The 22,562-nt window shown below is 54.2% G+C and carries 22 protein-coding genes and 1 riboswitch; of the genes, 8 read left to right on the plus strand and 14 right to left on the minus strand.

All coding sequences use genetic code 11. The annotated features are described in order from the left end of the window. Position 1 precedes the first annotated feature (1 nt). From phnD to AC07U6_RS12675, 4 genes are all read right to left on the minus strand, one after another. On the minus strand, positions 2 to 928 hold the full coding sequence (phnD, locus tag AC07U6_RS12660) for a phosphonate ABC transporter substrate-binding protein (protein WP_494762454.1): 927 nt from the start codon (positions 926 to 928) through the stop codon (positions 2 to 4). Positions 929 to 953: 25 nt separating this feature from the next. Then, entirely contained in the window at positions 954 to 1,787 is an 834-nt protein-coding gene (gene phnC / locus AC07U6_RS12665) for a phosphonate ABC transporter ATP-binding protein (RefSeq protein ID WP_494762453.1), read from the minus strand. Positions 1,788 to 1,908: 121 nt separating this feature from the next. Then, positions 1,909 to 2,598: a two-component response regulator DpiA gene (gene dpiA / locus AC07U6_RS12670; protein ID WP_494762452.1), complete on the minus strand. Its 690-nt coding sequence runs from the start codon at positions 2,596 to 2,598 to the stop codon at positions 1,909 to 1,911. Beyond that, complete coding sequence (locus AC07U6_RS12675; RefSeq protein WP_494762451.1) at positions 2,567 to 3,859, minus strand: ATP-binding protein; 1,293 nt, start codon at positions 3,857 to 3,859, stop codon at positions 2,567 to 2,569. Before AC07U6_RS12675 ends, dpiA begins: the two co-directional genes overlap by 32 nt. A gap of 310 nt (positions 3,860 to 4,169) precedes the next feature. On the opposite strand from AC07U6_RS12675, the gene citC reads away from it, so the two are divergent. The 6 genes from citC to AC07U6_RS12705 are packed head-to-tail and all read left to right on the plus strand — an operon-like array spanning position 4,170 to position 9,993. Then, a complete protein-coding gene (citC, locus tag AC07U6_RS12680; protein ID WP_494762450.1) occupies positions 4,170 to 5,228 on the plus strand; it encodes a [citrate (pro-3S)-lyase] ligase in 1,059 nt (352 codons plus the stop codon). Further along, on the plus strand, positions 5,225 to 5,521 hold the full coding sequence (citD, locus tag AC07U6_RS12685) for a citrate lyase acyl carrier protein (RefSeq protein ID WP_494762449.1): 297 nt from the start codon (positions 5,225 to 5,227) through the stop codon (positions 5,519 to 5,521). The genes citC and citD overlap by 4 nt, the downstream gene beginning before the upstream one ends. Continuing rightward, the gene (locus tag AC07U6_RS12690; RefSeq protein ID WP_494762448.1) at positions 5,518 to 6,426 is read left to right on the plus strand and encodes an aldolase/citrate lyase family protein; all 909 of its coding nucleotides are present in this window, start codon (positions 5,518 to 5,520) and stop codon (positions 6,424 to 6,426) included. The genes citD and AC07U6_RS12690 overlap by 4 nt, the downstream gene beginning before the upstream one ends. Before the next feature lie 9 nt (positions 6,427 to 6,435). Further along, positions 6,436 to 7,953: a citrate lyase subunit alpha gene (gene citF, locus AC07U6_RS12695; protein WP_494762447.1), complete on the plus strand. Its 1,518-nt coding sequence runs from the start codon at positions 6,436 to 6,438 to the stop codon at positions 7,951 to 7,953. 3 nt (positions 7,954 to 7,956) lie between these two features. After that, a complete protein-coding gene (gene citX / locus AC07U6_RS12700; protein ID WP_494762446.1) occupies positions 7,957 to 8,508 on the plus strand; it encodes a citrate lyase holo-[acyl-carrier protein] synthase in 552 nt (183 codons plus the stop codon). A gap of 21 nt (positions 8,509 to 8,529) precedes the next feature. Then, positions 8,530 to 9,993: an anion permease gene (locus tag AC07U6_RS12705; protein WP_494762445.1), complete on the plus strand. Its 1,464-nt coding sequence runs from the start codon at positions 8,530 to 8,532 to the stop codon at positions 9,991 to 9,993. 58 nt (positions 9,994 to 10,051) lie between these two features. Here AC07U6_RS12705 and lacD read toward each other — a convergent pair whose 3' ends face one another. From lacD to AC07U6_RS12735, 6 genes are all read right to left on the minus strand, one after another. Next, positions 10,052 to 11,038: a tagatose-bisphosphate aldolase gene (gene lacD, locus AC07U6_RS12710; protein ID WP_494762444.1), complete on the minus strand. Its 987-nt coding sequence runs from the start codon at positions 11,036 to 11,038 to the stop codon at positions 10,052 to 10,054. Between the two features lie 50 nt (positions 11,039 to 11,088). Next, on the minus strand, positions 11,089 to 12,027 hold the full coding sequence (locus AC07U6_RS12715) for a hexose kinase (protein WP_494762443.1): 939 nt from the start codon (positions 12,025 to 12,027) through the stop codon (positions 11,089 to 11,091). A 238-nt stretch (positions 12,028 to 12,265) separates the two neighbouring features. After that, positions 12,266 to 13,213: a tagatose kinase gene (locus tag AC07U6_RS12720; RefSeq protein ID WP_494762442.1), complete on the minus strand. Its 948-nt coding sequence runs from the start codon at positions 13,211 to 13,213 to the stop codon at positions 12,266 to 12,268. 10 nt (positions 13,214 to 13,223) lie between these two features. Continuing rightward, on the minus strand, positions 13,224 to 14,210 hold the full coding sequence (locus AC07U6_RS12725; protein ID WP_494762441.1) for an ABC transporter permease: 987 nt from the start codon (positions 14,208 to 14,210) through the stop codon (positions 13,224 to 13,226). Continuing rightward, positions 14,210 to 15,703 carry a sugar ABC transporter ATP-binding protein gene (locus tag AC07U6_RS12730; RefSeq protein WP_494762440.1) on the minus strand — a complete coding sequence of 498 codons (1,494 nt, stop codon included), beginning with the start codon at positions 15,701 to 15,703 and terminating at the stop codon, positions 14,210 to 14,212. The genes AC07U6_RS12725 and AC07U6_RS12730 overlap by 1 nt, the downstream gene beginning before the upstream one ends. 56 nt (positions 15,704 to 15,759) lie before the next feature. Then, complete coding sequence (locus AC07U6_RS12735) at positions 15,760 to 16,650, minus strand: substrate-binding domain-containing protein (RefSeq protein ID WP_494762439.1); 891 nt, start codon at positions 16,648 to 16,650, stop codon at positions 15,760 to 15,762. A 537-nt stretch (positions 16,651 to 17,187) separates the two neighbouring features. Here AC07U6_RS12735 and AC07U6_RS12740 point away from each other — a divergent pair. After that, a complete protein-coding gene (locus AC07U6_RS12740) occupies positions 17,188 to 18,018 on the plus strand; it encodes a DeoR/GlpR family DNA-binding transcription regulator (protein ID WP_494762438.1) in 831 nt (276 codons plus the stop codon). Positions 18,019 to 18,027: 9 nt separating this feature from the next. Beyond that, positions 18,028 to 18,984: a sugar kinase gene (locus AC07U6_RS12745; protein ID WP_494762437.1), complete on the plus strand. Its 957-nt coding sequence runs from the start codon at positions 18,028 to 18,030 to the stop codon at positions 18,982 to 18,984. A gap of 170 nt (positions 18,985 to 19,154) precedes the next feature. On the opposite strand, the gene AC07U6_RS12750 is transcribed toward AC07U6_RS12745, so the two are convergent. From AC07U6_RS12750 to phnL, 4 genes are all read right to left on the minus strand, one after another. Beyond that, complete coding sequence (locus AC07U6_RS12750; RefSeq protein WP_494762436.1) at positions 19,155 to 19,793, minus strand: TenA family protein; 639 nt, start codon at positions 19,791 to 19,793, stop codon at positions 19,155 to 19,157. A 76-nt stretch (positions 19,794 to 19,869) separates the two neighbouring features. Next, positions 19,870 to 19,983, minus strand: a riboswitch (TPP riboswitch). Positions 19,984 to 20,156: 173 nt separating this feature from the next. After that, positions 20,157 to 20,720, minus strand: a complete 564-nt coding sequence (phnN, locus tag AC07U6_RS12755) for a ribose 1,5-bisphosphokinase (protein WP_494762435.1) — start codon at positions 20,718 to 20,720, stop codon at positions 20,157 to 20,159. Next, positions 20,720 to 21,856, minus strand: a complete 1,137-nt coding sequence (gene phnM, locus AC07U6_RS12760; RefSeq protein WP_494762434.1) for an alpha-D-ribose 1-methylphosphonate 5-triphosphate diphosphatase — start codon at positions 21,854 to 21,856, stop codon at positions 20,720 to 20,722. Before phnM ends, phnN begins: the two co-directional genes overlap by 1 nt. Continuing rightward, positions 21,853 to 22,557, minus strand: a complete 705-nt coding sequence (gene phnL, locus AC07U6_RS12765; protein WP_494762433.1) for a phosphonate C-P lyase system protein PhnL — start codon at positions 22,555 to 22,557, stop codon at positions 21,853 to 21,855. Before phnL ends, phnM begins: the two co-directional genes overlap by 4 nt. Between the last annotated feature and the right edge of the window lie 5 nt (positions 22,558 to 22,562).

Here is a 22,562-nt window from a genome sequence, read left to right on the forward strand (position 1 = left end):
ATTAAGAGCGCCTGGAGATCAGTTCACGTTTCATATCGATGATCGCCTGGAAATCTTTTACCGTGGACGGGCCGATATGCTGCGCGCCACCTACGGCCTTAATGAAGCAACTGTGCTGTTCGGTATCCAGTTTTTTGATCGCGGTAATCAGTTTGGCTTTAAAGTCCGCCGGCAGCTTGTTGCTGACCAGAATCGGGCCGTTAGGGATCAGCGGCGATTCCCAGATAATGCGGATTTTCTTCATCAGGTCAGGCTGTCCGGCACGGATCATACGGGAGAAGGAACCGCTGGTATAACCGGTATTATAGTCACCGATCATTGAAGCCCAGGTCACTGCGCCTTCAAACTGACCGTTCAGCACGCCCAGCACACCCTGCTCGTGGCCGCCGGAGAACGTCACGCTGGAGAAGAAGCCGTTGTATTTATCATCAATGCTGCCGCCGAACTCTTTCTTAAAGCTCTGGTTCGGGATCAGGAAGCCGGAAGTGGAATCCGGGTCGGCCATGCCGAAGGACTTGCCTTTCAGGTCAGACAGCTTTTTGTACGGGCTGTCGGCTTTCACCACCACCACGGAATGGTAGCCGCGCGATTTGTCCGCGTCGTCCACCACGATGCCAACCACATCAACCGCCTGCGGATCGGCGATGTACACCGAGGCATAAGAGGATGGAGACATGCTCAGTACCATATCTACTTTGCCGCCCAGCAGGCCCTGGATCACGCCAGAGTAGTCTGAAGAGTTACGCAGCTTAGTATCAACGTTCAGCTCTTTATCGAAGAAGTCTTTCACGCACTGGTTATCACCGATCTGCTGGGTGGCGTTCTGGCCGCCGAGGATGCCCAGATTCAGTTCTTTTGGCGCGTCTGCTGCAAAAGCGTTGGCGGCCATAACACTGCTGATTACCGCTGCGAGTAGGTATTTTTTCATTGCTGTGTCCGTATCCCAAAAAGTGTTAGTTAAGCTGCGACATCTCTTCGCCATACAGTGTATGAAGAAGACTGTCGGTCAGCTGCGATGGATGTCCGTCAAAAACAATGCGCCCTTTGGCAATGCCGATAGCGCGCGTGCAGTACTCTTTCACCAGCTCCACCGAGTGCAGGTTAACCATCACGCTGATCCCGTTTTCACTCACCTGGCGGAGCACATCCATAATACGGCGGGTGTTTTTCGGATCGAGCGAGGCAACCGGTTCGTCGGCGAGCAGAATTTTCGGGTTTTGCATCAGCGCGCGGCAGATCGCCACGCGCTGCATCTGTCCACCGGAGAGGTTCTCGGCGCGCTGTAACGCCTGCGGCAGCATATTCAGCCACTCCAGCAGGCCAATGGCGCGGGCGCGATCCTCATCCGGGAAAATTTTAAACAGGGATTTCAGCGTCGAAGTCTGGCTCAGACGCCCCAGCAGGACATTGGTCAGCACGTCCAGGCGCGGCACCAGGCAGAAATCCTGGAAAATCATGCCGCATTCACTACGCCACTGGCGCATCTGTCGGGCGTTGAGCTCAACGATATTCTGCTGTTTGCCGTTTTCGGCGAAGTGGCGGATCTCACCCTCGCTGGCCGGGATCGTGCCGTTCAGCACGTGCAGCAGCGTGGATTTCCCCGCGCCGGATCGGCCGATGACTGCCACCAGTTCACCGGCGTGCAGGTCGAAGTTAATCTCGTCCAGCACGCGTGCCTGCGAGCCGTAGGATTTACCCAAACCGTTAACCGCCAGCACTTTGGCGTGGCTGGCCGGATTGGGTATCGCCTGATGCTGTGGGGCAATTTTTAACTGTGCCTGTGCCATTGTTATTTACCCTTGTGGTTAAGCGCGTTCGTTGTTGTGCGCTTATTAAGGGCGAGCGCGATGACGCTCATATGACAGGCGGGTGATGAAACGGTGACAGACGAAAAGAATTTTGTCGGCGTTAATCCGCGGATGAAGCCCGGTAGATACGCTGCGGTCGCCCGACTCTGCCATAAACAATTTCGGCGCAGAGCCGCTGCTGGCCGGCGGCAAATTCCAGATAGCGCCGGGCAGTGGTCCGGCTCAGCTGTAGCGCCTGGGCCACCGTTTCGGCAGTATGGCGTGCGGTGGCGTCCCTGAACAAATCACTGACTTTCGCCAGGGTAAGCGCGTCAATACCGGCAGGCAGCGGTATTTCACCGGCAGTGCGGGCATAGGCATTAAACATGTCGTCAATCTGGCGCTGGCTGGCGGCATCCGGGTTTGCCAGCATCGTTAACCGCTGCTGATAGCGATCCAGCGTCTGCTCCAGTCGCGCCCAGGAAACGGGTTTAATCAGATAGTCAAACACACCGCAGCGGATGGCTTCCGCTACCGTATCCATATCGCTGGCCGCGGTGGTGAATACGATGCCGCACGCGCTGTGCGCCGCGGTGAGTTCATGCAACAGCGTGATGCCTTTCCCATCCGGCAGCGCGTTATCGAGCAGGATCAGCGACGGCCTGAAACGTGCAATCATCACCCGCGCCTGGGCTAAATCTCCCGCCAGCCATACCTGACCACGGCTGCTGCGCTGGCGAATAAACTCAGCGTGCGTTTCAGCCAGCGCGGTTTCATCTTCAACGATTAATATGCTCAGGGGTTGTGCCATGAGTTGGTTTCACTTTTGGTAAATAGATGGAAAACAATGTGCCGCGCGGATGATTATCCTCCAGCGTAATCACCCCGCCGCAGCGGGCCACGTAGCCAGCGATCAGATAGAGACCAATGCCGTGCTCGTCGTGATTATCGGCTTTACTGCTGACTCCCCGGTTAAAAATCGCTTCTCGCCGCGCTTCGGCGATACCGCAGCCCCGGTCGGCCACTTCAATCAGTACCTCCGCCCCTTCATCACTCAGATACAGCTCAACGTGACGATCTTTCGGCGCGCAGTCCCGACTGGCTTCAAAGGCATTGTCCAGCAAATTGCCAACGACAGAGGCAAATTCACCGCTGCTCAGCTCTGCCGGCAACTGCCTGAGCTGGCTGCCGTCAGCGACCGCGAGTGTTAATCCCAGCTCACTCGCCCGCTGCATCTTGCCAAACAGCAGACCGACAAGCTGTCGGTCTGTAAAAGAACCCAGCAGACGATCAACCGTCGCCTGCTGCAGCTCCGATTCGCCGTGTACCATCTCCAGTACCCGATCGTACTCCTTCATTTGCAGCAGGCCATTGAGCGTCGCCATCCAGTTGAGCTGTTCATGGCGCTGGGTTCGCAGGCCGTCAACATACTGCTCCATGCCGAGCATCCGGCGACGCAGGTAGGCGGCAAACAGCCACCACAGCAACAGCAGCAGGAAAAGCATCGCCGCAAAGGCACCGGCTACCGGCAGGATAAAATCCTGCCGCCAGCCCTCAATTTTGCTGGAGAGATAACCGAGTGATACCACGCCTATGACCTTCCCATGACGGTCAAATACGGGCGTTTTGGCGCGAAGAGCCACGCCAATCGACCCTTCCCCGCTGATAAAGTAGCTTTCGCCCTTCTCCAGCGCACCGGGTTTGGTCCACTGCATCGGATAACCAATTTTAGCGGGATTGGGGTGATACAAACGAATCGAATGGCGGTCGCCGATCACCAGATAGTCGAAGTCCGATCCGCTCGCCAGGCGACGAACGATGGCGCGAAGCTGAGCGGTATCTCGCGACTCTACCGCCGCCACCACGCCGTCATTAGAGGCGATAATCCGCGCCTGATTCATCGCCATATCGCGCACCTGGTTGTTGAGATAGTTCTCAAACCTGGCGGCAAAATAGTGCCCCAGCGCAGCGATTAATAGTGCGGAAATCAGTAAAAGAAACAGGAAGAATCGCAGAGGAAACATTTGACGATAGAACAGGCGTAAACAGTTTGTATTCATTTTATTTACCATTGCTTAATTACCTGTTTTGCCGCGCCGTATCCGTTATTGTCAATAAAATTCAAACACTCTGCATTAAGAAAAATATAACCCCGCCAGTATCCGTCACAAAATGAATTAAGCAAATAAAAACCATTAAGCTCTTTTAAATCAGATCGCAGTTTATGAAACAAATCAAAAAAAACGGGACGTCTTGCACGTACTATCGCCACATCAGTCGGTCAGCGAGCGCATTCATATAATGAATGTTATTGATTTGAAAAAATTTATCATCCTGTACGTTGCCTGAACGGAAACGTGAAGAGGTGGAAAAAGTCCAGATATGTTATCCCATTGTGTTTTTTCCCAGGTAAAACGTGCTGAAAACCGAAAGATGGCTGCCATTATTCAGTTTTTACGCAATAACGATTTGAACATCGACACATCGGTAGAGGTATTTATTACCGTTACCCGCGATGAACAACTGATTGCCTGCGGCGGCATTGCCGGAAATATTATTAAATGCGTTGCCATCAGCGAGTCCGCGCGCGGGGAAGGCCTGGCGCTAACGCTGGCGACAGAATTAATCAACCTGGCCTATGAACGGCAGTGCACGCACTTATTTATTTACACGAAAAGTGAACATGAGACGTTATTTAAGCAGTGCGGCTTTTACCCCCTTGCCCGCGTTCCCGGCATCATGGTGCTGATGGAGAATGATGCCACCCGCCTGGAGCGCTACGCCAGCTTTCTCACCACTCTGCGTCGCGGCGGCAGCAAAACCGGCTGTATTGTGATGAATGCCAATCCGTTCACCCTCGGCCACCGCTACCTGATCCAACAGGCTGCCGCTCAATGTGACTGGCTGCACGTGTTCCTGGTGAAGGAAGATACCTCGCGCTTTCCGTATGAAGATCGTCTGGCGCTGGTGCGTGCCGGTACCGCAGACATTCCGGGCCTGACGGTGCATCGCGGCTCGGAATATCTGATCTCCCGCGCCACCTTCCCCTGTTACTTCATCAAAGAACAGGGGGTGATTGACCACTGCTATACCGAAATCGACCTGCAGATCTTTCGCCAGCACATTGCCCCGGCGCTGGGGATCACTCACCGCTTCGTCGGCAGCGAACCGTTTTGCACGGTAACGGCCGATTACAACCGCGATATGCGCCGCTGCCTGGGCGATCCGGCGATGGATGCGCCGCCGATTGAGCTGGTTGAAATTGCGCGCGTTCAGTATCAGGGCAAAGCCATTTCCGCTTCCTGGGTCCGCCAGCTGCTGGTGAAACAGGAAACCGCGACCATCAGACATCTGGTACCGCCCACCACTTTCGACTATCTGCAGCACATGCTCCCCGCCGGGAAACAACCCCATTCTGAATCAGTAACAGGTGAAACATGAAAATAATCCATGCAGCCGTTGCCGGCACTCTGGAATCAGGCGATGTGATGATCCGCATCGCACCTGCCGACGGGCAGGAAATCGAATTGCAAATCAACAGCAGCGTTGAAAAACAGTTTGGTGAGGCGATCCGCGCCACCCTTTTGCAGACGCTACGCCACTATAGCGTGCAGGGCGTACAGCTGATCGTTGACGATAAAGGCGCGCTGGATTGCATCCTGCGAGCCCGTCTGGAAACCCTGCTGGCCCGCGCCGCCGACCTCGCCGCCCTGCCCTGGGAGAACGCAAAATGACCGTGTCACACAACGAGGCGCTGCGCTCGCGCATCCGCCGCAGCATGCTGTTTGTTCCCGGTGCCAACGCCGCGATGGTCAGTAACGCGTTTATTTATCGCGCGGATGCACTGATGTTTGATCTTGAGGACTCGGTGATCCTGCGCGAGAAAGACGCCGCGCGCCGTCTGGTCTACCACGCGCTCCAGCACCCCCTCTATCGGGAAGTCGAAACCATTGTTCGCGTTAATGCCCTGGATTCCCCCTTCGGTCTGGACGATCTGCAGGCCGTGGTGCGTGGCGGCGCAGATATCGTGCGCCTGCCGAAAACCGACAGCGCGCAGGACGTTATTGATATTGAAACTGAAATCAGCCGCATTGAAGCACAGTGCGGCCGCGAGCCCGGCAGTACCGGGTTGCTGGCAGCCATCGAATCGGCCCAGGGGATTACCCAGGCAGTGGCGATTGCCCACGCATCACCGCGATTGATCGGCATCGCGCTGGGAGCGGAGGACTATGTGCGCGATCTGCGCACCGAGCGCTCTCCTGAAGGCGTGGAACTGCTGTTTGCCCGCTGTGCCATTCTGCAGGCAGCGCGCTCGGCGGGTATTCAGGCGTTTGATACCGTCTATTCCGATGCCAACAATGATGCCGGATTCCTGCACGAAGCGGCGCATATCCACCAGTTGGGTTTCGACGGCAAGTCGCTGATTAATCCGCGCCAGATCGACCTGCTGCACAACCTCTACGCGCCTACACGCAAAGCCTTTAATCAGGCTCAGCAGATTGTTGACGCCGCCGAAACGGCAGCGCTTGAAGGTCGTGGTGTAGTGTCACTCAACGGAAAAATGGTTGACAGCCCGGTAATAGAACGCGCCCGCCTGGTGCTTTCCCGCGCGGCGCTTTCCGGAATTCGTGATGAATAAGGACAGACTATGACTCAGCATCAACAGCAGGAATCTATCAGCGTGCAGCGCCAGTCAGCGTTTGACTACCCGGCGTATCAACCCGTTTCCAAGCTCAATCTGCAGGCGCAAAAACCCCGTGATGGAAAACTGTGTACCACTCTCGAAGAGGCTATTCGCCGTTCGGGGCTCAAAGACGGTATGACCGTTTCCTTCCATCACGCTTTTCGCGGTGGCGATCTGACGCTGAACGCGGTGATGGACGCCATTGCCCGCATGGGATTTAAAAACCTGACGCTGGCGTCAAGTTCGCTGAATGACTGCCACGCACCGCTGATCGATCACATCCGAAATAACGTGGTCAGACGCATTTACACCTCCGGCCTGCGCGGCCCGCTGGCGGAGGCAATATCGCGCGGGCTGCTTGCCGAACCGGTACAGATCCACTCCCACGGCGGCCGCGTAGAACTGGTTGAGCGCGGCGAGCTGAGCATCGATGTCGCCTTTCTCGGCGTGCCGGCCTGCGACCCGGCTGGGAACGCCAATGGTCGCATCGGTCGTGCCTGCTGCGGCTCATTAGGCTATGCCAAAGTCGATGCAGAATATGCGCACAAGGTGGTGCTGCTGACCGAAGAGCTTGTCAGCTACCCGCACGCTCCGGCCAGCCTGGCACAGGATCGGGTCGATCTGATTGTTCAGGTAGAGCGCGTGGGCGATGCCGACAAAATCGGCGCGGATGCCACCCGCATGACCACCAATCCTCGTGAGCTGCTGATCGCCCGCAGCGCCGCCGAAGTGGTGGTTAACTCCGGCTACTTTAAGGAAGGCTTTTCGCTGCAAACCGGTACCGGCGGGGCCTCACTGGCGGTGACCCGTTTCCTGGAGGACAGCATGCGCCGCCGCGATGTCCACGCCGCCTTTGCCCTGGGTGGCATTACCGCCGCGATGGTGGATCTGCACGAAAAGGGGCTGATTGGCAAGCTGCTCGACGTGCAAAGCTTTGACCGCCACGCGGCGGAATCGCTGGCGCGCAACCCCAACCATATTGAGATCAGCGCCAACCAGTACGCCAACTGGAGTTCAAAAGGCGCCTCGGTCGATCGTCTTGACGTGGTGATCCTCAGCGCGCTGGAGGTGGATACCGGCTTTAACGTTAACGTGCTGACCGGTTCCGATGGCGTGCTGCGCGGCGCTTCAGGCGGACACTGTGACACGGCGGTTGCCGCCGCGCTGTCGATTATCGTCGCCCCGCTGGTCCGGGGCCGTATCCCAACTCTGGTCGATAACGTCACCACCTGCGTCACGCCGGGGTCCAGCATCGACATTCTGGTTACCGATCACGGTATTGCCGTTAACCCGGCACGTCCCGAGCTGGCGGACCGGTTGCAAGAGGCCGGGATGAAGGTGGTGGCGATTGAATGGCTACGTGAACGCGCCGAACTGCTGACCGGTAAGCCTCAGCCGATTGCCTTTACCGACCGAACCATTGCCGTGGTGCGCTATCGCGACGGCTCGGTCATTGATGTCGTCCGTCAGGTCAGGGAGTGACTTATGCCGCTTTATATCACCTCGGCCACCCGCGCCAGTATCACCGTAGAGCAGCTGCTGGCCAGCCGCGATGCGCGCAGCGCCCGTCAGCAGGAATGGCTGGCGCGCGATGCCAGTACGTTAATTTCCTTCACCGTGCTGGCACCGGGATCGGTAAAAGACAGTCCGCTCACGCGGTGCATTTTTAATCACGGCCTGCGGGCGCTACGGCAGTTACTTGCCGGGTCCGGCTGGGAAATCAACCGCCAGCGCTGCGTTGCGCTGCCCAGCGGTCCGGAAGGCCTGCTGGCGGTTAGCGCCCCCGCCGAGCGGCTGAAACGCGCACTGATCGATCTGGAGCAGGCTTCGCCGCTGGGCAGGCTGTGGGATTTTGACGTACTCACGCCGCAGGGGACCCTCCTGTCGCGCAAAGACTTCAGTCTGCCTCCCCGCACCTGTCTGCTGTGTCAGCAGGAGGCATCGGTGTGCGCCCGCAATCGTGCGCATCCGGTGGCTGACCTGCTCCGTCAGATGGACGCGCTGCTCCAGAAGGCCGATGCCATTAACCCCCATTAAATCCCTGATAGAGGATCGATTATGTCCATTGCGAAAGATAAAATATGGAAATCTCTGACACCGCTGGTTGTTCTCGCCATTATGCTGCTGATCCCGGCCCCTGACGATATGCCGCCGCAGGCCTGGCACTATTTTGCCGTATTTGTGGCAATGATTGTTGGGATGATCCTTGAACCGATCCCGGCAACCGCCATCAGTTTTATCGCCGTCACCATTTGCGTTATCGGCAGTCACTATGTGTTATTTGATGCCTCCGAACTGGCAGATCCGGAATTTAACGCCGGTAAACAGGCGCTGAAATGGGGGCTGGCGGGATTCTCCAGCTCAACGGTATGGCTGGTGTTCGGCGCGTTTATTTTTGCGCTGGGCTATGAGGTCACCGGTCTGGGGCGTCGTATTGCGCTGTTTATGGTTAAGTTTATGGGCAAGCGCACGCTGACGCTGGGCTACGCCATCGTGATCATCGACATTATGCTGGCGCCGTTTACCCCTTCTAATACCGCGCGTACCGGCGGCACGGTATTCCCGGTAATCAAAAACCTGCCGCCGCTGTTTAAGTCATTCCCCAACGATCCCTCATCAAAACGCATCGGCGGCTATCTGATGTGGATGATGGTGATTGGCACCAGTCTCAGTTCCTCGATGTTTATTACGGGTTCTGCGCCTAACGTGCTGGGTCTGGAGTTCGTGGGTAAAATTGCCGGTATTCATATCAGCTGGCTGCAGTGGTTCCTCAGCTTCCTGCCGGTGGGGATTATCCTGCTGATAGTTGCCCCCTGGCTGTCCTATATTCTTTATAAGCCAGAAATCACCCACAGCGAGGAAGTCTCGAACTGGGCAGGCGAAGCGCTGAAAGAGATGGGTCGCCTGACGCGAAAAGAGATCACGCTGATTGGTCTGGTACTGCTGAGTCTGTCTTTGTGGGTATTTGGTGGAAAAATCATCAACGCCACGGCAGTTGGTCTGCTGGCGGTTTCCCTGATGCTGGCGCTGCACGTGGTACCGTGGAAGGATATCACTCAATATCACAGCGCCTGGAACACGCTGGTTAACCTCGCCACGCTGGTAGTAATGGCAAATGGCCTGACCCGATCCGGCTTTATCGACTGGTTTGCCAGCACCATGAGCCGGCACCTTGAAGGATTTTCCCCCAGCGGTACGGTGATCGCGCTGGTGCTGGTGTTCTACTTTGCCCACTATCTGTTTGCCAGTCTGTCGGCCCACACCGCTACTATGCTGCCGATGATCCTTGCCGTGGGTAAAGGTATTCCCGGCGTGCCGATGGAACACCTGTGCATCCTGCTGGTACTGTCGATTGGGATTATGGGCTGCCTGACACCGTATGCCACCGGCCCCGGCGTGATTATCTACGGCTGCGGCTACGTTAAGTCGAAAGATTACTGGCGGCTGGGCGCGATATTCGGCGTGGTGTTTATTTCGCTGCTGCTGCTGGTTGGCTGGCCGATTCTGGCGCTGTGGAGCTGACCGGTTTGGGGCAGACGGCCGCATCGCCGTCTGCCCCACTCTTCCTGCGGTCAAACGGTCAAAGTTTCTCGAACCAGGAGGTCGCCGTATCCTGTAATACCTCGTTTAGCTGGCTGATATTGCGCTGGCCTTCCGCGTGCATCCAGCACTTAGCCCGCTCCTCACCTTCGGTAATAAAAGGCTTCACCCCGTCCGCCCAGGTAGCACGCCCGCACAGCACGCCGTTAAAGGTAGAACCCGCCGATTTGGCAAATCGCAGCGTCTGCTGGAACAGATCGGCGCTGACCCCTGCACTTAAAAAGATAAATGGCAGCGGCGTGGCTTCGGACTGCTGTTTAAAGTAGTGCGCCGCCTCCTGCTGGCTGTAAACCGCATCACCCTCGGCGGCAAAGCCCGCAACAAACTTCATATTGACCGGCACTTCAACTTTGAGCACATCTACGCCGTAGCGCGGTTTGGAGAACTCTTTCATCATGTCGTTGACCTTATGCGGCTTCACCCGGGCATAGGCCTGACTGGCGGAATCGGCGTTTTGCGCATCGTAGGACACCAGTTCGAGGTAAAAAGGAATATCCTCGGCGGTGCATTCCGCGCCCAGCCGTTCAATAAACGCATGCTTTTGTTCGTTAATCTCTGCCTCTTCATCAATATCGTAATAAAGCAGGAACTTCACCGCATCCGCCCCGGCCTCCTTCAGCCGTTTTGCTGACCAGATATTCAGTAAATCAGGCAGGCGGCCTTTTTTGCTGGCGTCGTAGCCGGTCTTTTCATAGGCCAGCAACAGCCCGGCGTGGCGGTCCCTGACTTTGGCCGCGGCAAGGCCGTATTCAGGATCCAGCAAAATGGAGGAAGCGAACGGGGTCAGCTCTTTTGATACCAGGGTTTTAAAGTCAACAATATCGCGATCCTCGGCACCGGAGGGCTTATGTTTCGCAATCATTTTTTTGAGCGCACCGCGCTGATCGATGGCCAGTGCAGCAATAATACCGGATTGATTGGACAGTCTCAGCATGGCCTGTTTTTTTTGTTCCGTCAGTTTGATCATCTTTATTACCTTTATACAGTGAAATGATTGAATAGCGCTTAACTGCTTTATCAGCAGGATTGGATTTTTATCTCGGCCATCATTCCTGGGAAATCAACTATATCGATGCAGCCCGTTTGTTGCTGCATGGCGTTTAATATTCCGAATGTCATCCCCTGTTTTAATGTTTCCTCCGGGGAGAAATTTTCTTTTATGGCGATAGCCAGACCGGCAAGGGTGGCATCGCCGGATCCGACTGGATTTAGTGCGTTAATTTCTGGAATGGTTGCCATGTAGTAACGTTTATTTATTCTGGCGAACGCTCCTGATTTACCCAGAGAGACAATCAGCCATGGAATACGTTGTAACCCCCGGTGGCTCTCTACCAGTGAAATAAAGGGGTCGATGGTCGTGCAGTCCAGTTCTTTACCGGTGAGTTGCTCTATTTCCTGTTTATTCGGCTTAATCAGCCAGGGAATATCGTCGCCGTTCACCACGCTGTTTAAGCATTCAGCCGAGCAGTCCAGCAGCACTTTCTTTTGCTTAGCGTTCGCCCGCTGAATCAGCTGGCAGTAGTAGTCTTTCACCATCCCCACGGGCAGACTGCCTGACATCGTGATAACCGTGGCCTGGTCCAGCAGCCGATCGAAATGGGCCAGAAACTGCTGCTGTTCCTGCTCGCTGACCTGCGGACCGGACTCCAGTATTTCTGTCTGCATTCCCTGATGCAGTATGGCGATACAGTTTCTTGATTCCTGGGCTATGGGATAAAAATCGTGGGAAATATCCACTTCGCTGAGATGGCTGAGAATATACTCGCCTAATATTCCGCCAATAACGCCGGTCGCCAGCACGTTATTACCGGCCAGTTTAATCACTCGGGAAACGTTAAGCCCTTTGCCACCTGCCTCCTTGCGCACACCGGAGACTCGATTAACCGAATTAAGTTCCAGCATCGCTAACGGATAGGAAATATCCACCGATGGATTCATCGTTACCGTAAGGATCATAGTCATACCTCTTCACACACGGTTAATATTCAGCGCTGAAAAACTGAAAATAAAATCGCCACAGCGACAATTAGTCGTTGAGTTGTTAATTACTGATGAAATAAAATGCCCATTGACTTACTCAGCAGTAATTTAAATCTCCGAACCATAAACCAATAGCGCCGTTCGAAAATAATAAAGACTTCGCCCGCAAGATATCCGGCATGGAAACGAACTAAATTAACGGTTGAAAATATACTTAGCTGACGACTTTTTCCCGTTCAATAAATGCCGTGATTTCCGCCAGGGTAGACGCCCCCTCCATCGGCCCCATGCGAGTAACGGCCAGGGCACCGCAGGCGTTGGCGTAGTACATCGCCTCACGCACGTCATAGCCCAGTGCGCGGCAGGCGATATACGCGCCGCCAAAACAGTCACCGGCACCGGTAGGATCGATTTCCTCCACCCGATGGCTGCCGACGTGGAACGTTTCACCGGCAGAATAGAAGCTGGCACCGTTTTTACCGCGTTTAATAATCACCTCCTTAATCCCATCCTGAAGATACTGCGCCACCGCGCGCTCCGGTGAGGTCTGCATAGACAGCAGCATGACCTCACTTTCACTGGGTAAGAAGATATCCGTCAGTTCCAGCACGTAGTGCAGGGCATCGCGCATTTCAGGGAGATCGAGCATTTCTTTGCGGATATTGGGGTCAAACGATACCGTGCCACCGTTATGCTTCACGATGGCCGCCGCTTTCTTCACCGCATTCACCATCGAGAAGGAAAACAGCGAAGATCCCATTACGTGAAAATGCCCACATTCCTCGAGTAACCGTTCAGTGACGTCATCGGCGCTGACTTTTCCGCTGGCCGAGTTTTTTATATTAAAAATAAAATCGCGGCTGCCGTCGGCATGGTAGGTGACAAAAGCGCTGCCGGTGGTTTCTCCAGGCAGCACGCGAATGCCGCTGGTATCCACGCCGTCTGACTTCAGGCGTTCAATATTCATTGTGCCGAAGCCGTCGTTACCTACACAGCTAATCATGCCGCACGGTGCGCCAAGCCGGGTCACCTGATCGATAAAAATAGCCGGCGCTCCGCTGGGATAAGGGCCATTCCACAGCCCGGGCAAGGTGAAAGACTGCCCCATTTTATCGGCCATGATTTCCACAAGAATTTCACCAATGGTATAAATCTTTTTCATGACATGCCCCTTATCCACGTTTCTTTTTGTTTCTGACATCGACATACACAGCAATAAGAATCACCATCCCTTTCACCATCATTTGATAAAAGTAGGGCACATTCATTAAGTTCATGCCGTTATTAATCACACCAATGATCAGCGCCCCAATCAGCGTGCCAATCACTGTCCCATAGCCGCCGTTCAGACTGGTTCCGCCAAGAACCGCAGCGGCTATCGCGTCCAGCTCATAGCTCAGTGCCGCGTTAGGCTGTCCGGAATAGAGCCGTGATGCCAGTATCATTCCGCTGATGCCTGCCATCACCGCGGCAATCATAAACACCTTAATTTTCAGTGCTGATACGTTGATGCCGGAATATAGCGCGGCTTCTTTATTGCCACCGGTGATATAAATTTTTCGGCCAAAGGTGGTTTTCGACAGGATAAAATGATTCACCACCAGCAGGACCAGCAGGATCCAGATAGGAACAGGAACGTAGAGAAACTCTCCGTTGCCAATGGCCAGGAAAGTTTCATCCTTAATCATGATGGGCGTGCCGTCGGTCACCACATAGGCAACGCCTCTGAAAATTCCCATGGTGGCCACGGTGACAATAAATGACGGGATCCCCGCCAGCGCCGTCAGGCTACCGTTGATTAAGCCAATCACCATGGCGGCAATTATCGACAGCGGCAGCACCAGTAGAAACGGAATGCCGAAGGATAAACCCAGGGCACAAAACGTTCCGACCAGGGCAATAGTGGATCCCACCGACAGATCGATATCCCCCAGTAAAAGAACATAGGTCATGCCGTAGGCAGTAATGGCAATAATCGACACCTGAAGAATAATATTGGTCAGATTATTGACGGTCAGAAAGCTGCTGTTAATTGAACTGAACAGGACAATCAGCACCAGCAGACCGGCCAGAATCCCGCCATACTGCTTGATCATCTTCGCCAGCGGCGTGTGCCCTTTTACCGACTGCTCAGCCGGATACCATGCTTTGTCGCTCATTATTCAACCCCCGTTGCTTCGGTCATAACCTGCGTTTGCGTCAGCCCCCGGCAAGAAAGCGCGGCCGCTATTTTTTTATTGCGCATGATAATGAGCCTGTCGCTCATCGCCATCACCTCCGGCAGCTCAGAAGACACCAGGATAATCGCCGTTCCCCCGGCAGCGAGCTGACGTATCACGTTATAAATCTCGAACTTTGCACCCACATCAACGCCGCGTGTCGGTTCGTCCAGAATTAAGATTTTGGGGGACTCCTCCAGCCATTTTGATAAGACTATTTTTTGCTGGTTGCCTCCGCTTAATGTGCCCACCCGCTGCCACGGCGAACTGACTCTGATGTTCATGCGTTTAATCGCCTGAGCGGTTTTATTCAGTTCCTGCTTCGGGTTGATAAATGCACTGCCGCTGAACTGAAAGGCAATATGGTGAATATTCATATTCACGTCATGCATCAGCACCAGCCCCTCCTCTTTGCGGTTTTCGGTCACAAAAGCGATTCCCTGTTTAATTGCCTGTCCTGGATTGCACAGGTCAACGGTCGCGCCGTTAATCAGAATCTCGCCCTGATATTTTTCCATACCAAAAAGCGCTTTCATCACATCAGATCGCCCGGAACCAACCAGCCCGAAGAAACCGACCACTTCCCCTGCCCTGACGCTAAAGTTGATATCGTCAAAACGCTCGGCGCGGCTGAGATGATGCACCTCAAGCAGCGGATTTTGCCTTTCATCCGGAGGTTCACCGATTCTTGCCGGGTAGACGTCCTGCATTTCCCGGCCAACCATTTCTGCGATCAGCTGCTTCATGGTGGTGTTTTCCCGGCGGTGCGTAGCGATATACTGACCGTCGCGCATCACGGAAATATCGTCAGAAACGCGCATAATTTCTTCCATACGGTGAGAAATATAAATAATCGCCGTCCCGCGCTTTTTTAACTTCTCAACGATCCCAAACAAAATTTCCGCTTCGCTATCGCTTAATGACGAGGTAGGCTCATCCATAATGACCACCTGAGACGGATAGCTCAGCGCTTTTGCAATTTCTACCAGTTGACGCTGAGCAATCGACATATCACCGACAATCTGTTGCGGATCGATATTGATGCCCAGCTCAGACAACAGCTGCCCACAGTCAGAAATCATTTTTCGGTCATTAATATAGCCGTAGCGAGCGGGTTCGTTATTAGCATAGATATTTTCCGCTACCGTGAGATTATTACTCAGGCTTAATTCCTGGAATATAATAGCAATACCGAGCCGGCGAGAATGCGCTGGACTAGTAATTGTTATACGTCCGTCGTTAAAAATAATTTCCCCACTTGTTGGCTGATATACTCCGGCCAGAATTTTCATCAGCGTTGATTTACCCGCGCCGTTTTCACCCAGCAAGGTATGAACTTTTCCCCGGCGAATATGCAGACTGACTTTTTTTAATGCACTCACCGGACCGAAGCTTTTGGTAATCTCGTTGACTGTCAGAACCGTTTCCGTCATGGCCCTCTCCACGGGCGACAGAGTTCTTCCGCTCTATCGCCGGTAAACGTTTCAGGTTATTTTTTTGCGTAAATGCCCGGTGCAACCGGTATAAGCTTGTCAACCGGCTTGCCGTTAAGATGATCGACCGCAGCATCAATGGCTTGGGTTCCCATCCGATCCGGGTACTGACGTACCACCGCCACAAAGGTTTTCTCCGCATCCACCGCCTCACGCGCTTCAGACATGCCGTCAAATCCAATGATTTTTATCGACTCGTTACGGGCAGATTTAGCCGCGATGACCGCTGCCAGAGCGGCATCGTCGCCAAAGCCAAACAGTCCATTGAGGTCCGGATGCGCCTGCATCATGTTCTGCGCCACCGTCAGTGCTTCTGCGCGCGTAATACCAGTCTGAACCGATACGATTTTGATATCAGGGGTCGCGGCAAGGCCTTCTTTGAAGCCGTCAACTCTGGCGACAACCGACTGCAGTGCAGGATAATCAATAATGCCAACCTGACCTTTACCATTGAGCAACTGGCCCATCAGTTTGCCGGCCATCACGCCGCCGGCGTAATTATCGGTGGCAACGTGCGCCACAACAGGTACGCCTTCTGCCGCGACGTCCACCGTTATCACCGGAATTCCCGCTTTCTCTGCTTTAATAATCGCAGCCTGAACGCCTTTGGAATCAACCGGAGAAATAATAATCGCGTCAACTTTTCGGGTAATAAAATCTTCAACGTCTGAAAGCTGTTTATTCAAATCCTGATTGGCAATAGAGATACTCAATGCTACGTGGTCTTTTTTTGCTTCTGCTTTCATCGCATTGGCCAGCTCAATATAAAAAGGGTGCTGCTGAGTAAGCAGAGAAGCCCCTATCTGATAATCTTTAGCCCAGCTTGAATGCGCAAATATTGTCATAGCCATCACCAGACCGGATGCCAACGTCGTGAGTTTTTTCATATTCTGTCCTCAGTCTTATTTTAATTAAAATATGCGTAGGTCACCGCCGTGCGGCGAGATTAATCTGCACGGTATTAAGGAGTAGAAATGGCCTTCGGCGGCTTCGCTGCTATTCAGATGTAGGGATAAGGTCTCGTTTCCTCCGGCTAATCTTAGATACAGATGACGGATATCCATAACGCTTATGACAATCAAAACATAAGCAAAACAAAAATAACTTACAACATGAAAGTTAATATACTGTGAGTCTCGGCTTAAAAGCGTGAGGGAGATCGAAATTTGAACAATAACTTTCATTTTGAAAGCAACACATTTAATACATTGATTAATATCTTTTTTTCAGAAAATAACTACTATTCCCAGTCAGAAGATGGGCTATAAAACACTTTTTCACTGCAAGGAGGGACAGATAAAGGCGCTCTGACCGGCAGTCAACCAACCCGACTTACAAGATGAAAGCAAACGAATAGCGATGACTTTCAATTAAAAGTCACCAACGTTATATTAAGCCCATGCATACTAATGGATGGGATAGCTATGCCCAGGAAGTCATCGAATTTACTCAAGCGCAGACTGAAGATTGCTGAACTGGTCGATCGCCAGGGTGAAATCAAAGTTGAGGATCTTTCTACTCTTCTGGGGGTATCCGGCGTCACCATTCGCGGCGATCTCAGCTACCTTGAACAGCAGGGCTATTTAAAGCGTTCCTTTGGTGGAGCGATAGCCACTTCTTCAAATTCCAGTACCTCACCCCAGGATGAAATCAGCACACCGCCACCGCTTACCCTGGCGAATAAAATTGAAATAGCACGCCACTGCAGCCGAACGATCGGCGATCGTGAGACTATTTTCCTCGGTCATGGTGAAATTGCTCGTCGCATCATCCCCTTCCTCAGTGGGCTGAGTCACCTCCGAGTGATCATCAACGATTTGCAGCATGTCCTGCTGGCTGAACAGTTTATCGATGGGGAGATCATCGTTGCCGGAGATGAGTTGATTCGCCACCGTTCTCTACTGTCCGGTAAAGCCTTTGATGATGTGATTCAGCGATTTACTGTTAATCACTGTATTCTCGAAGTCGGTATTGAGGATGGCAGCGGCGGGTGCAGCATCGACCAGCCGTTACTGGCCAGGCATTATCAACGATGCCTGGATAAAGCATTGAATTCGACGGCTATCATTAACAACGTTATTGAATCCTCCGGTCCGGTAAGTTCGCTGGGCAATCTGAGCCAGATGAAGTGTCTTGTTGCCCACCGCTATATCAATGAAAATTATCAACACGTTCTTTCCGATGCCGACTTCAATATTCGGTACAGCAATAATGAATGTTTTACGTGGTCAAATCGTAACTTCTTCGGAGAATGAGGCGTGACTATGTCAGTTAACATTTGCACCATGGGCGAGCTTTTAGTTGAATTTCTCTCTAAAGAACACAACCAGAGCTTCATGCAGCCCGGAGAATTTCTTGGCCCGTATCCCAGCGGTGCCCCGGCGATTTTCGCCGCACAGGTTGCCAGATTAGGCTATGGTGCGACGCTGTTCGGTTGCGTTGGCAATGATGATTTCGGTCGCTTAAATATTGAGAGATTGCGTCTGGAAGGGGTTATCACGGAGGGCATTAGCATTGTCGATCAGGCTCCAACCGGCACGGCCTTCGTCAGCTATCGTAACCAGATTGAACGTGACTTTATTTTCAATATTCCTAACAGTGCCAGCGGCAGTTTGAGCACGAAGCATATTGACATAAAGTTGCTCAATCAGTGCCGGCATTTTCATATCATGGGATCCTCACTGTTTTCGTTCAGAATTATCGATGCGATGCGTAAGGCGATTGATATCGTGAAGGAAAATAACGGCACGGTGTCGTTCGACCCCAATATTCGTAAAGAGATGCTTAACATCCCGGAAATGGAGCAGGCATTCGATTATATCCTTGAATACACAGATATCTTTATGCCCAGCGAAGGAGAGATATCACATTTCTCTACCCGAAAAAGTCAATCTGAACAGGATATTGTCAGTGAGCTTTTGCAAAGCGGCATTCAACATATAGTGATTAAAAGGGGGCCAAAAGGAGCAAGCCATTATCAAAAAAGCCACGATGTGCTGCTTGAAAAACACGTTCCCGGGCTGGAAACGCCGATCGTTGATCCGACCGGTGCCGGAGACTGCTTTGGTGCCACCTTTATCAGTCTGTTTCTCGCGGGGTACAGCATTGAGGAATCTTTAACGTACGCTAATGCCAGCGGTGCGATTGCCGTTTCGCACAAGGGACCGATGGAAGGGTTATCTTCGCAGGCGCAGATTAAAAACTTTCTTGCCCGCTTTTGATAAGACGCGGGCCTCTTTAAGCGGGGATTTGCTAAAAAGCGACGGCGCGCGGGGCGTCAGCATCAGAAGCTAAGTTCAGCAGGCTGGGCGCACAATCCTCGACATGGGCGGGGAGAGAATTTCCCCTGATGAAATACACAGTCAGCTCCCCGCCCTACGTTCAACGTTCCTTACTGATAAGCCGCATCAAAGAACGCCTTTTCAAGCCCCACCGCGCGGTGGAAGAGATCTTCGCACAGCGAGGATTCCGCCGGTCCAACGCGATCCAGCTCCTCGCGGATAAACGCCACAAACGCGTTGAAGTCCGGGTTATCGTGCAGCGTGACCCATTCGGCGTAGACGAAGTTATCCGGCAGCGGTCGGGCAGCCTGAGTGGCCCAGTCATAATACAGCCATTCAGCAACGTTCAGCACGGTGAGGATCGCTGCATAGCTGTGGGTGGCCGCCGCCTCACGCATGATGGCTTTGAAACCTGCCGTCGGGGCGGTGTCCGGCTGTTCGGTGCGCTGTTGCTCACTGACACCCAGCGCAGTAAACGAACGCAGGAAATAGGTGTTTTCTTCGGAGGATACCATCCCGGCAAAGCGGCCAAAACGCAGCCGGGCGTCGGTGGTATCCGCACTGGTCATTGCCGCACCAACCAGGATCAGGAAGCTGTCGAGGAAGCGGTGATCCTGAATCAGGTAATTAATCATCACACGGTCGTCAACGGTGCCGGTGACCAGCTCCTCAACGAAACGGTGATTAACGGCCGCCGACCAGGTTGGCAGATTCTGATTACGCAGGATTTCGGTAAAACGTTTGGTCATCGTGTTGTCCTGTAAAGTAAAGACAGCGCGACTGAATGTGGATACTCCGGCCGTCTCGCTCAGAGGCAGGCAAAAGTCAGACAGGTTGCGCCATCCCTTCGCCGGCATTATCCGGATCAGGTATTAAGGGTCTTCGCACCGTTGCAAGTGCAAACTCTCAGCCCGCTTGTAGGCTCCCCCTGGAAAGGTTCGGCAAGAAACATAACCTGTCAGTTCAGATGTTGTAAACAAAAACTCAGCGGCACACTTTATTCCGTGCCCGCTTATGCCGATTCACTCAGCGACGGAAATATCGCCGACATATTGAATTTCATTTGTTCATCATGGAGCAATCAGGCACCTGAAGGGCTGCCCATCTAATGATTATCTGATGTTTTGTTCCGTAACAGCACACGGTACTTCCGCCAGCAGCCGTGAGAAATCCCTCAGCGTGCGTTCCAGCTCGCCGTCGTTATTCAGCGTTACACATCCTCCCGAGATCGGTTCCGCCGCCCGCTGCATGCGCCGGACAATTTCACCTTCATCCTCGCGTCCACGCTGGCGAAGGCGGTTCGCCAGCACCTCCGGTGAAACCTGCAGGCACACCGGCAGCAGGCGGTCGCCATAGCGCTGCTGTGCTACCGCCAGATGGCGGCGCGAACCATTGACCACCACGTCCAGCCCGGCGGCCAGCCACAGATCGATTTCGGTGCCCAGCGCGTAGTAAAACTGATGCGCCTGCCACTCAACGGCAAACAAACCGAACTCGCTGCGGCGCAGAAACTCATGTTCGCTCAGCGCGATATGATTCTCCCCTCCGGCGGAGGCGCTGCGGGTAATATAGCGGTGCGCCACCACCATCCGCTCGGGGGCGCTTTCGCGCAGCGCCAGCAGCAGGCTGTCCTTGCCGGAGCCGGATGCGCCCATCAGCCAGATTAACCGCGCCATCAGAACACCATCCGGCCTTTTGCCCAGACGTTTTTGATATAGACCTGTTCCCTCGGCTGATGAACCAGTACCAGATCCGCACGTTTTCCTTCCGCAATCACGCCGCGATCGGTCAGTCCGATGGCGTGCGCCGGGTTGCGGGTGACCAGCGCAATAGCGGCTGGCAGATCCATCGGGATGGCTTCATCAGCTGCCAGACGGAATGCCGCATCCAGCAGGCTGGCCGGATAGTAGTCCGAGGAGAGAATATCCAGCAGCCCCTTCGAGGCGAGATCGCGTGCCGCAACGTTGCCGGAGTGCGAACCGCCGCGAACGATATTTGGCGCACCCATCAGTACCTGTAGCCCCATCTCGCGGGATGAGCGCGCGGCGTCTTCCGTCGTTGGGAACTCGGCAATGGTGCTGCCCACACCTTTCGATTCCAGCACGTGATCGTGAGTCGCGTCATCGTGGCTGGCCAGGGGAATATGGTACTGGCGGCACCAGGCGGAGATAGCCTCACGGTTTGGCGTGGACCAGCGCGCGGCAAGACGCAGCTGCTCGGCCTGACAGGCATCCAGCTGTTCGTCATTCATCTGGTATTTGCCACCGAAATAGGTGCGCCACGCGTCCAGCGAAACGTACTGGCGCTGGCCCGGAGAGTGGTCCATCAGTGAGACCAGCGAAAGTGCAGGATTGCACATCAGCTGTTCAAACAGCGGCAGCGTGGAGTCGTGCGGCAGCTCGCAGCGCAGATGAAGGCGATGCTCGGCGCGGTTTAAACCGTGCTTTTCACTGTGGCGGATGGCGTTAATCATCTTGTTGAGATTTTCCATCCGATGGCCGCCGTCGCGCACATCGCCCACGCCAATCGCATCCAGCACCGTGGTAATCCCACTGGCGATAATCAGCGCATCGTGGCTGCTCATCGCCGAATGCGCGGGCCAGTCCACCTTCGGGCGCGGCGTAAAGAATTTATCCAGGTTATCGGTGTGCAGCTCCACCATGCCGGGCATCAGCCAGCCGCCCTCGCCGTCAATCGCCCCAGGCAGCTGGCTGGGGGTTTCGGCATAGGCAGTAATCATGTCGTTATCGCAGGCCAGCGAACCGCTGACTACTTCCCGTTCAAGGATAAGCTTTACGTTGTTAATAATCATACGGCGTGCTCCGGGGTAACAGACTGCATCACATGCAGACGATCGGCGACGCGTTCGCGCACCGCATTATCATGAAAAATTCCGACGATGGCGGCACCGCGAGCGCGCGCCTGTTCAAGCAGTGAAACCACCGCCGCACAGTTCACGCTGTCCAGTGAGGCCGTGGGTTCATCCAGCAGCAAAATCGGTGATTCGGCGATAAATCCGCGGGCGATGTTCACGCGCTGCTGTTCACCGCCGGAAAAGGTTGACGGCGGCAGCGACCACAGACGCGACGGCACGTTCAGATGCCCTAACAGCGCCTGCGCCCGCTCTTCACTTTCTGAACGATCGACACCACGTTCCAGCAGCGGCTGCATCACCACCTCCAGCGTGCTGATACGCGGGATCACGCGCAGAAACTGGCTAACCCAGCCAATCGTGTCGCGGCGCAGCGCGAGGATCTGCCTGGCCGGGGCGCTGACCAGATCCACCCACTGCTGATGGTGTTCAACCCAGATATGGCCGCTGTCCGGCAGATAGTTACCGTACAACGAACGCAGCAGTGTGGATTTACCGCTGCCGGAATGGCCGTGCAGCACCGCGCATTCGCCGGCGGCTACCTGAAGGGACGCGTTATTCAGCACCGGAAGCCTTGCGCCGTGCTGGTTGTGCATGACGAAGGTTTTAGACAGATTCTCGATGCGCAGTTTGAGGTTCATAGCGG

This window comes from Erwinia sp. GW821-FHT03D09, from assembly GCF_059420805.1.

Coding starts and splice junctions, on each gene's coding strand:
- phnD (WP_494762454.1), bottom strand. CDS start 928: ATGAAAAAATACCTACTCGCAGCGGTAATCAGCAGTGTTATGGCCGCC.
- phnC (WP_494762453.1), bottom strand. CDS start 1,787: ATGGCACAGGCACAGTTAAAAATTGCCCCACAGCATCAGGCGATACCC.
- dpiA (WP_494762452.1), bottom strand. CDS start 2,598: ATGGCACAACCCCTGAGCATATTAATCGTTGAAGATGAAACCGCGCTG.
- AC07U6_RS12675 (WP_494762451.1), bottom strand. CDS start 3,859: ATGGTAAATAAAATGAATACAAACTGTTTACGCCTGTTCTATCGTCAA.
- citC (WP_494762450.1), top strand. CDS start 4,170: ATGTTATCCCATTGTGTTTTTTCCCAGGTAAAACGTGCTGAAAACCGA.
- citD (WP_494762449.1), top strand. CDS start 5,225: ATGAAAATAATCCATGCAGCCGTTGCCGGCACTCTGGAATCAGGCGAT.
- AC07U6_RS12690 (WP_494762448.1), top strand. CDS start 5,518: ATGACCGTGTCACACAACGAGGCGCTGCGCTCGCGCATCCGCCGCAGC.
- citF (WP_494762447.1), top strand. CDS start 6,436: ATGACTCAGCATCAACAGCAGGAATCTATCAGCGTGCAGCGCCAGTCA.
- citX (WP_494762446.1), top strand. CDS start 7,957: ATGCCGCTTTATATCACCTCGGCCACCCGCGCCAGTATCACCGTAGAG.
- AC07U6_RS12705 (WP_494762445.1), top strand. CDS start 8,530: ATGTCCATTGCGAAAGATAAAATATGGAAATCTCTGACACCGCTGGTT.
- lacD (WP_494762444.1), bottom strand. CDS start 11,038: ATGATCAAACTGACGGAACAAAAAAAACAGGCCATGCTGAGACTGTCC.
- AC07U6_RS12715 (WP_494762443.1), bottom strand. CDS start 12,027: ATGATCCTTACGGTAACGATGAATCCATCGGTGGATATTTCCTATCCG.
- AC07U6_RS12720 (WP_494762442.1), bottom strand. CDS start 13,213: ATGAAAAAGATTTATACCATTGGTGAAATTCTTGTGGAAATCATGGCC.
- AC07U6_RS12725 (WP_494762441.1), bottom strand. CDS start 14,210: ATGAGCGACAAAGCATGGTATCCGGCTGAGCAGTCGGTAAAAGGGCAC.
- AC07U6_RS12730 (WP_494762440.1), bottom strand. CDS start 15,703: ATGACGGAAACGGTTCTGACAGTCAACGAGATTACCAAAAGCTTCGGT.
- AC07U6_RS12735 (WP_494762439.1), bottom strand. CDS start 16,650: ATGAAAAAACTCACGACGTTGGCATCCGGTCTGGTGATGGCTATGACA.
- AC07U6_RS12740 (WP_494762438.1), top strand. CDS start 17,188: ATGCCCAGGAAGTCATCGAATTTACTCAAGCGCAGACTGAAGATTGCT.
- AC07U6_RS12745 (WP_494762437.1), top strand. CDS start 18,028: ATGTCAGTTAACATTTGCACCATGGGCGAGCTTTTAGTTGAATTTCTC.
- AC07U6_RS12750 (WP_494762436.1), bottom strand. CDS start 19,793: ATGACCAAACGTTTTACCGAAATCCTGCGTAATCAGAATCTGCCAACC.
- phnN (WP_494762435.1), bottom strand. CDS start 20,720: ATGGCGCGGTTAATCTGGCTGATGGGCGCATCCGGCTCCGGCAAGGAC.
- phnM (WP_494762434.1), bottom strand. CDS start 21,856: ATGATTATTAACAACGTAAAGCTTATCCTTGAACGGGAAGTAGTCAGC.
- phnL (WP_494762433.1), bottom strand. CDS start 22,557: ATGAACCTCAAACTGCGCATCGAGAATCTGTCTAAAACCTTCGTCATG.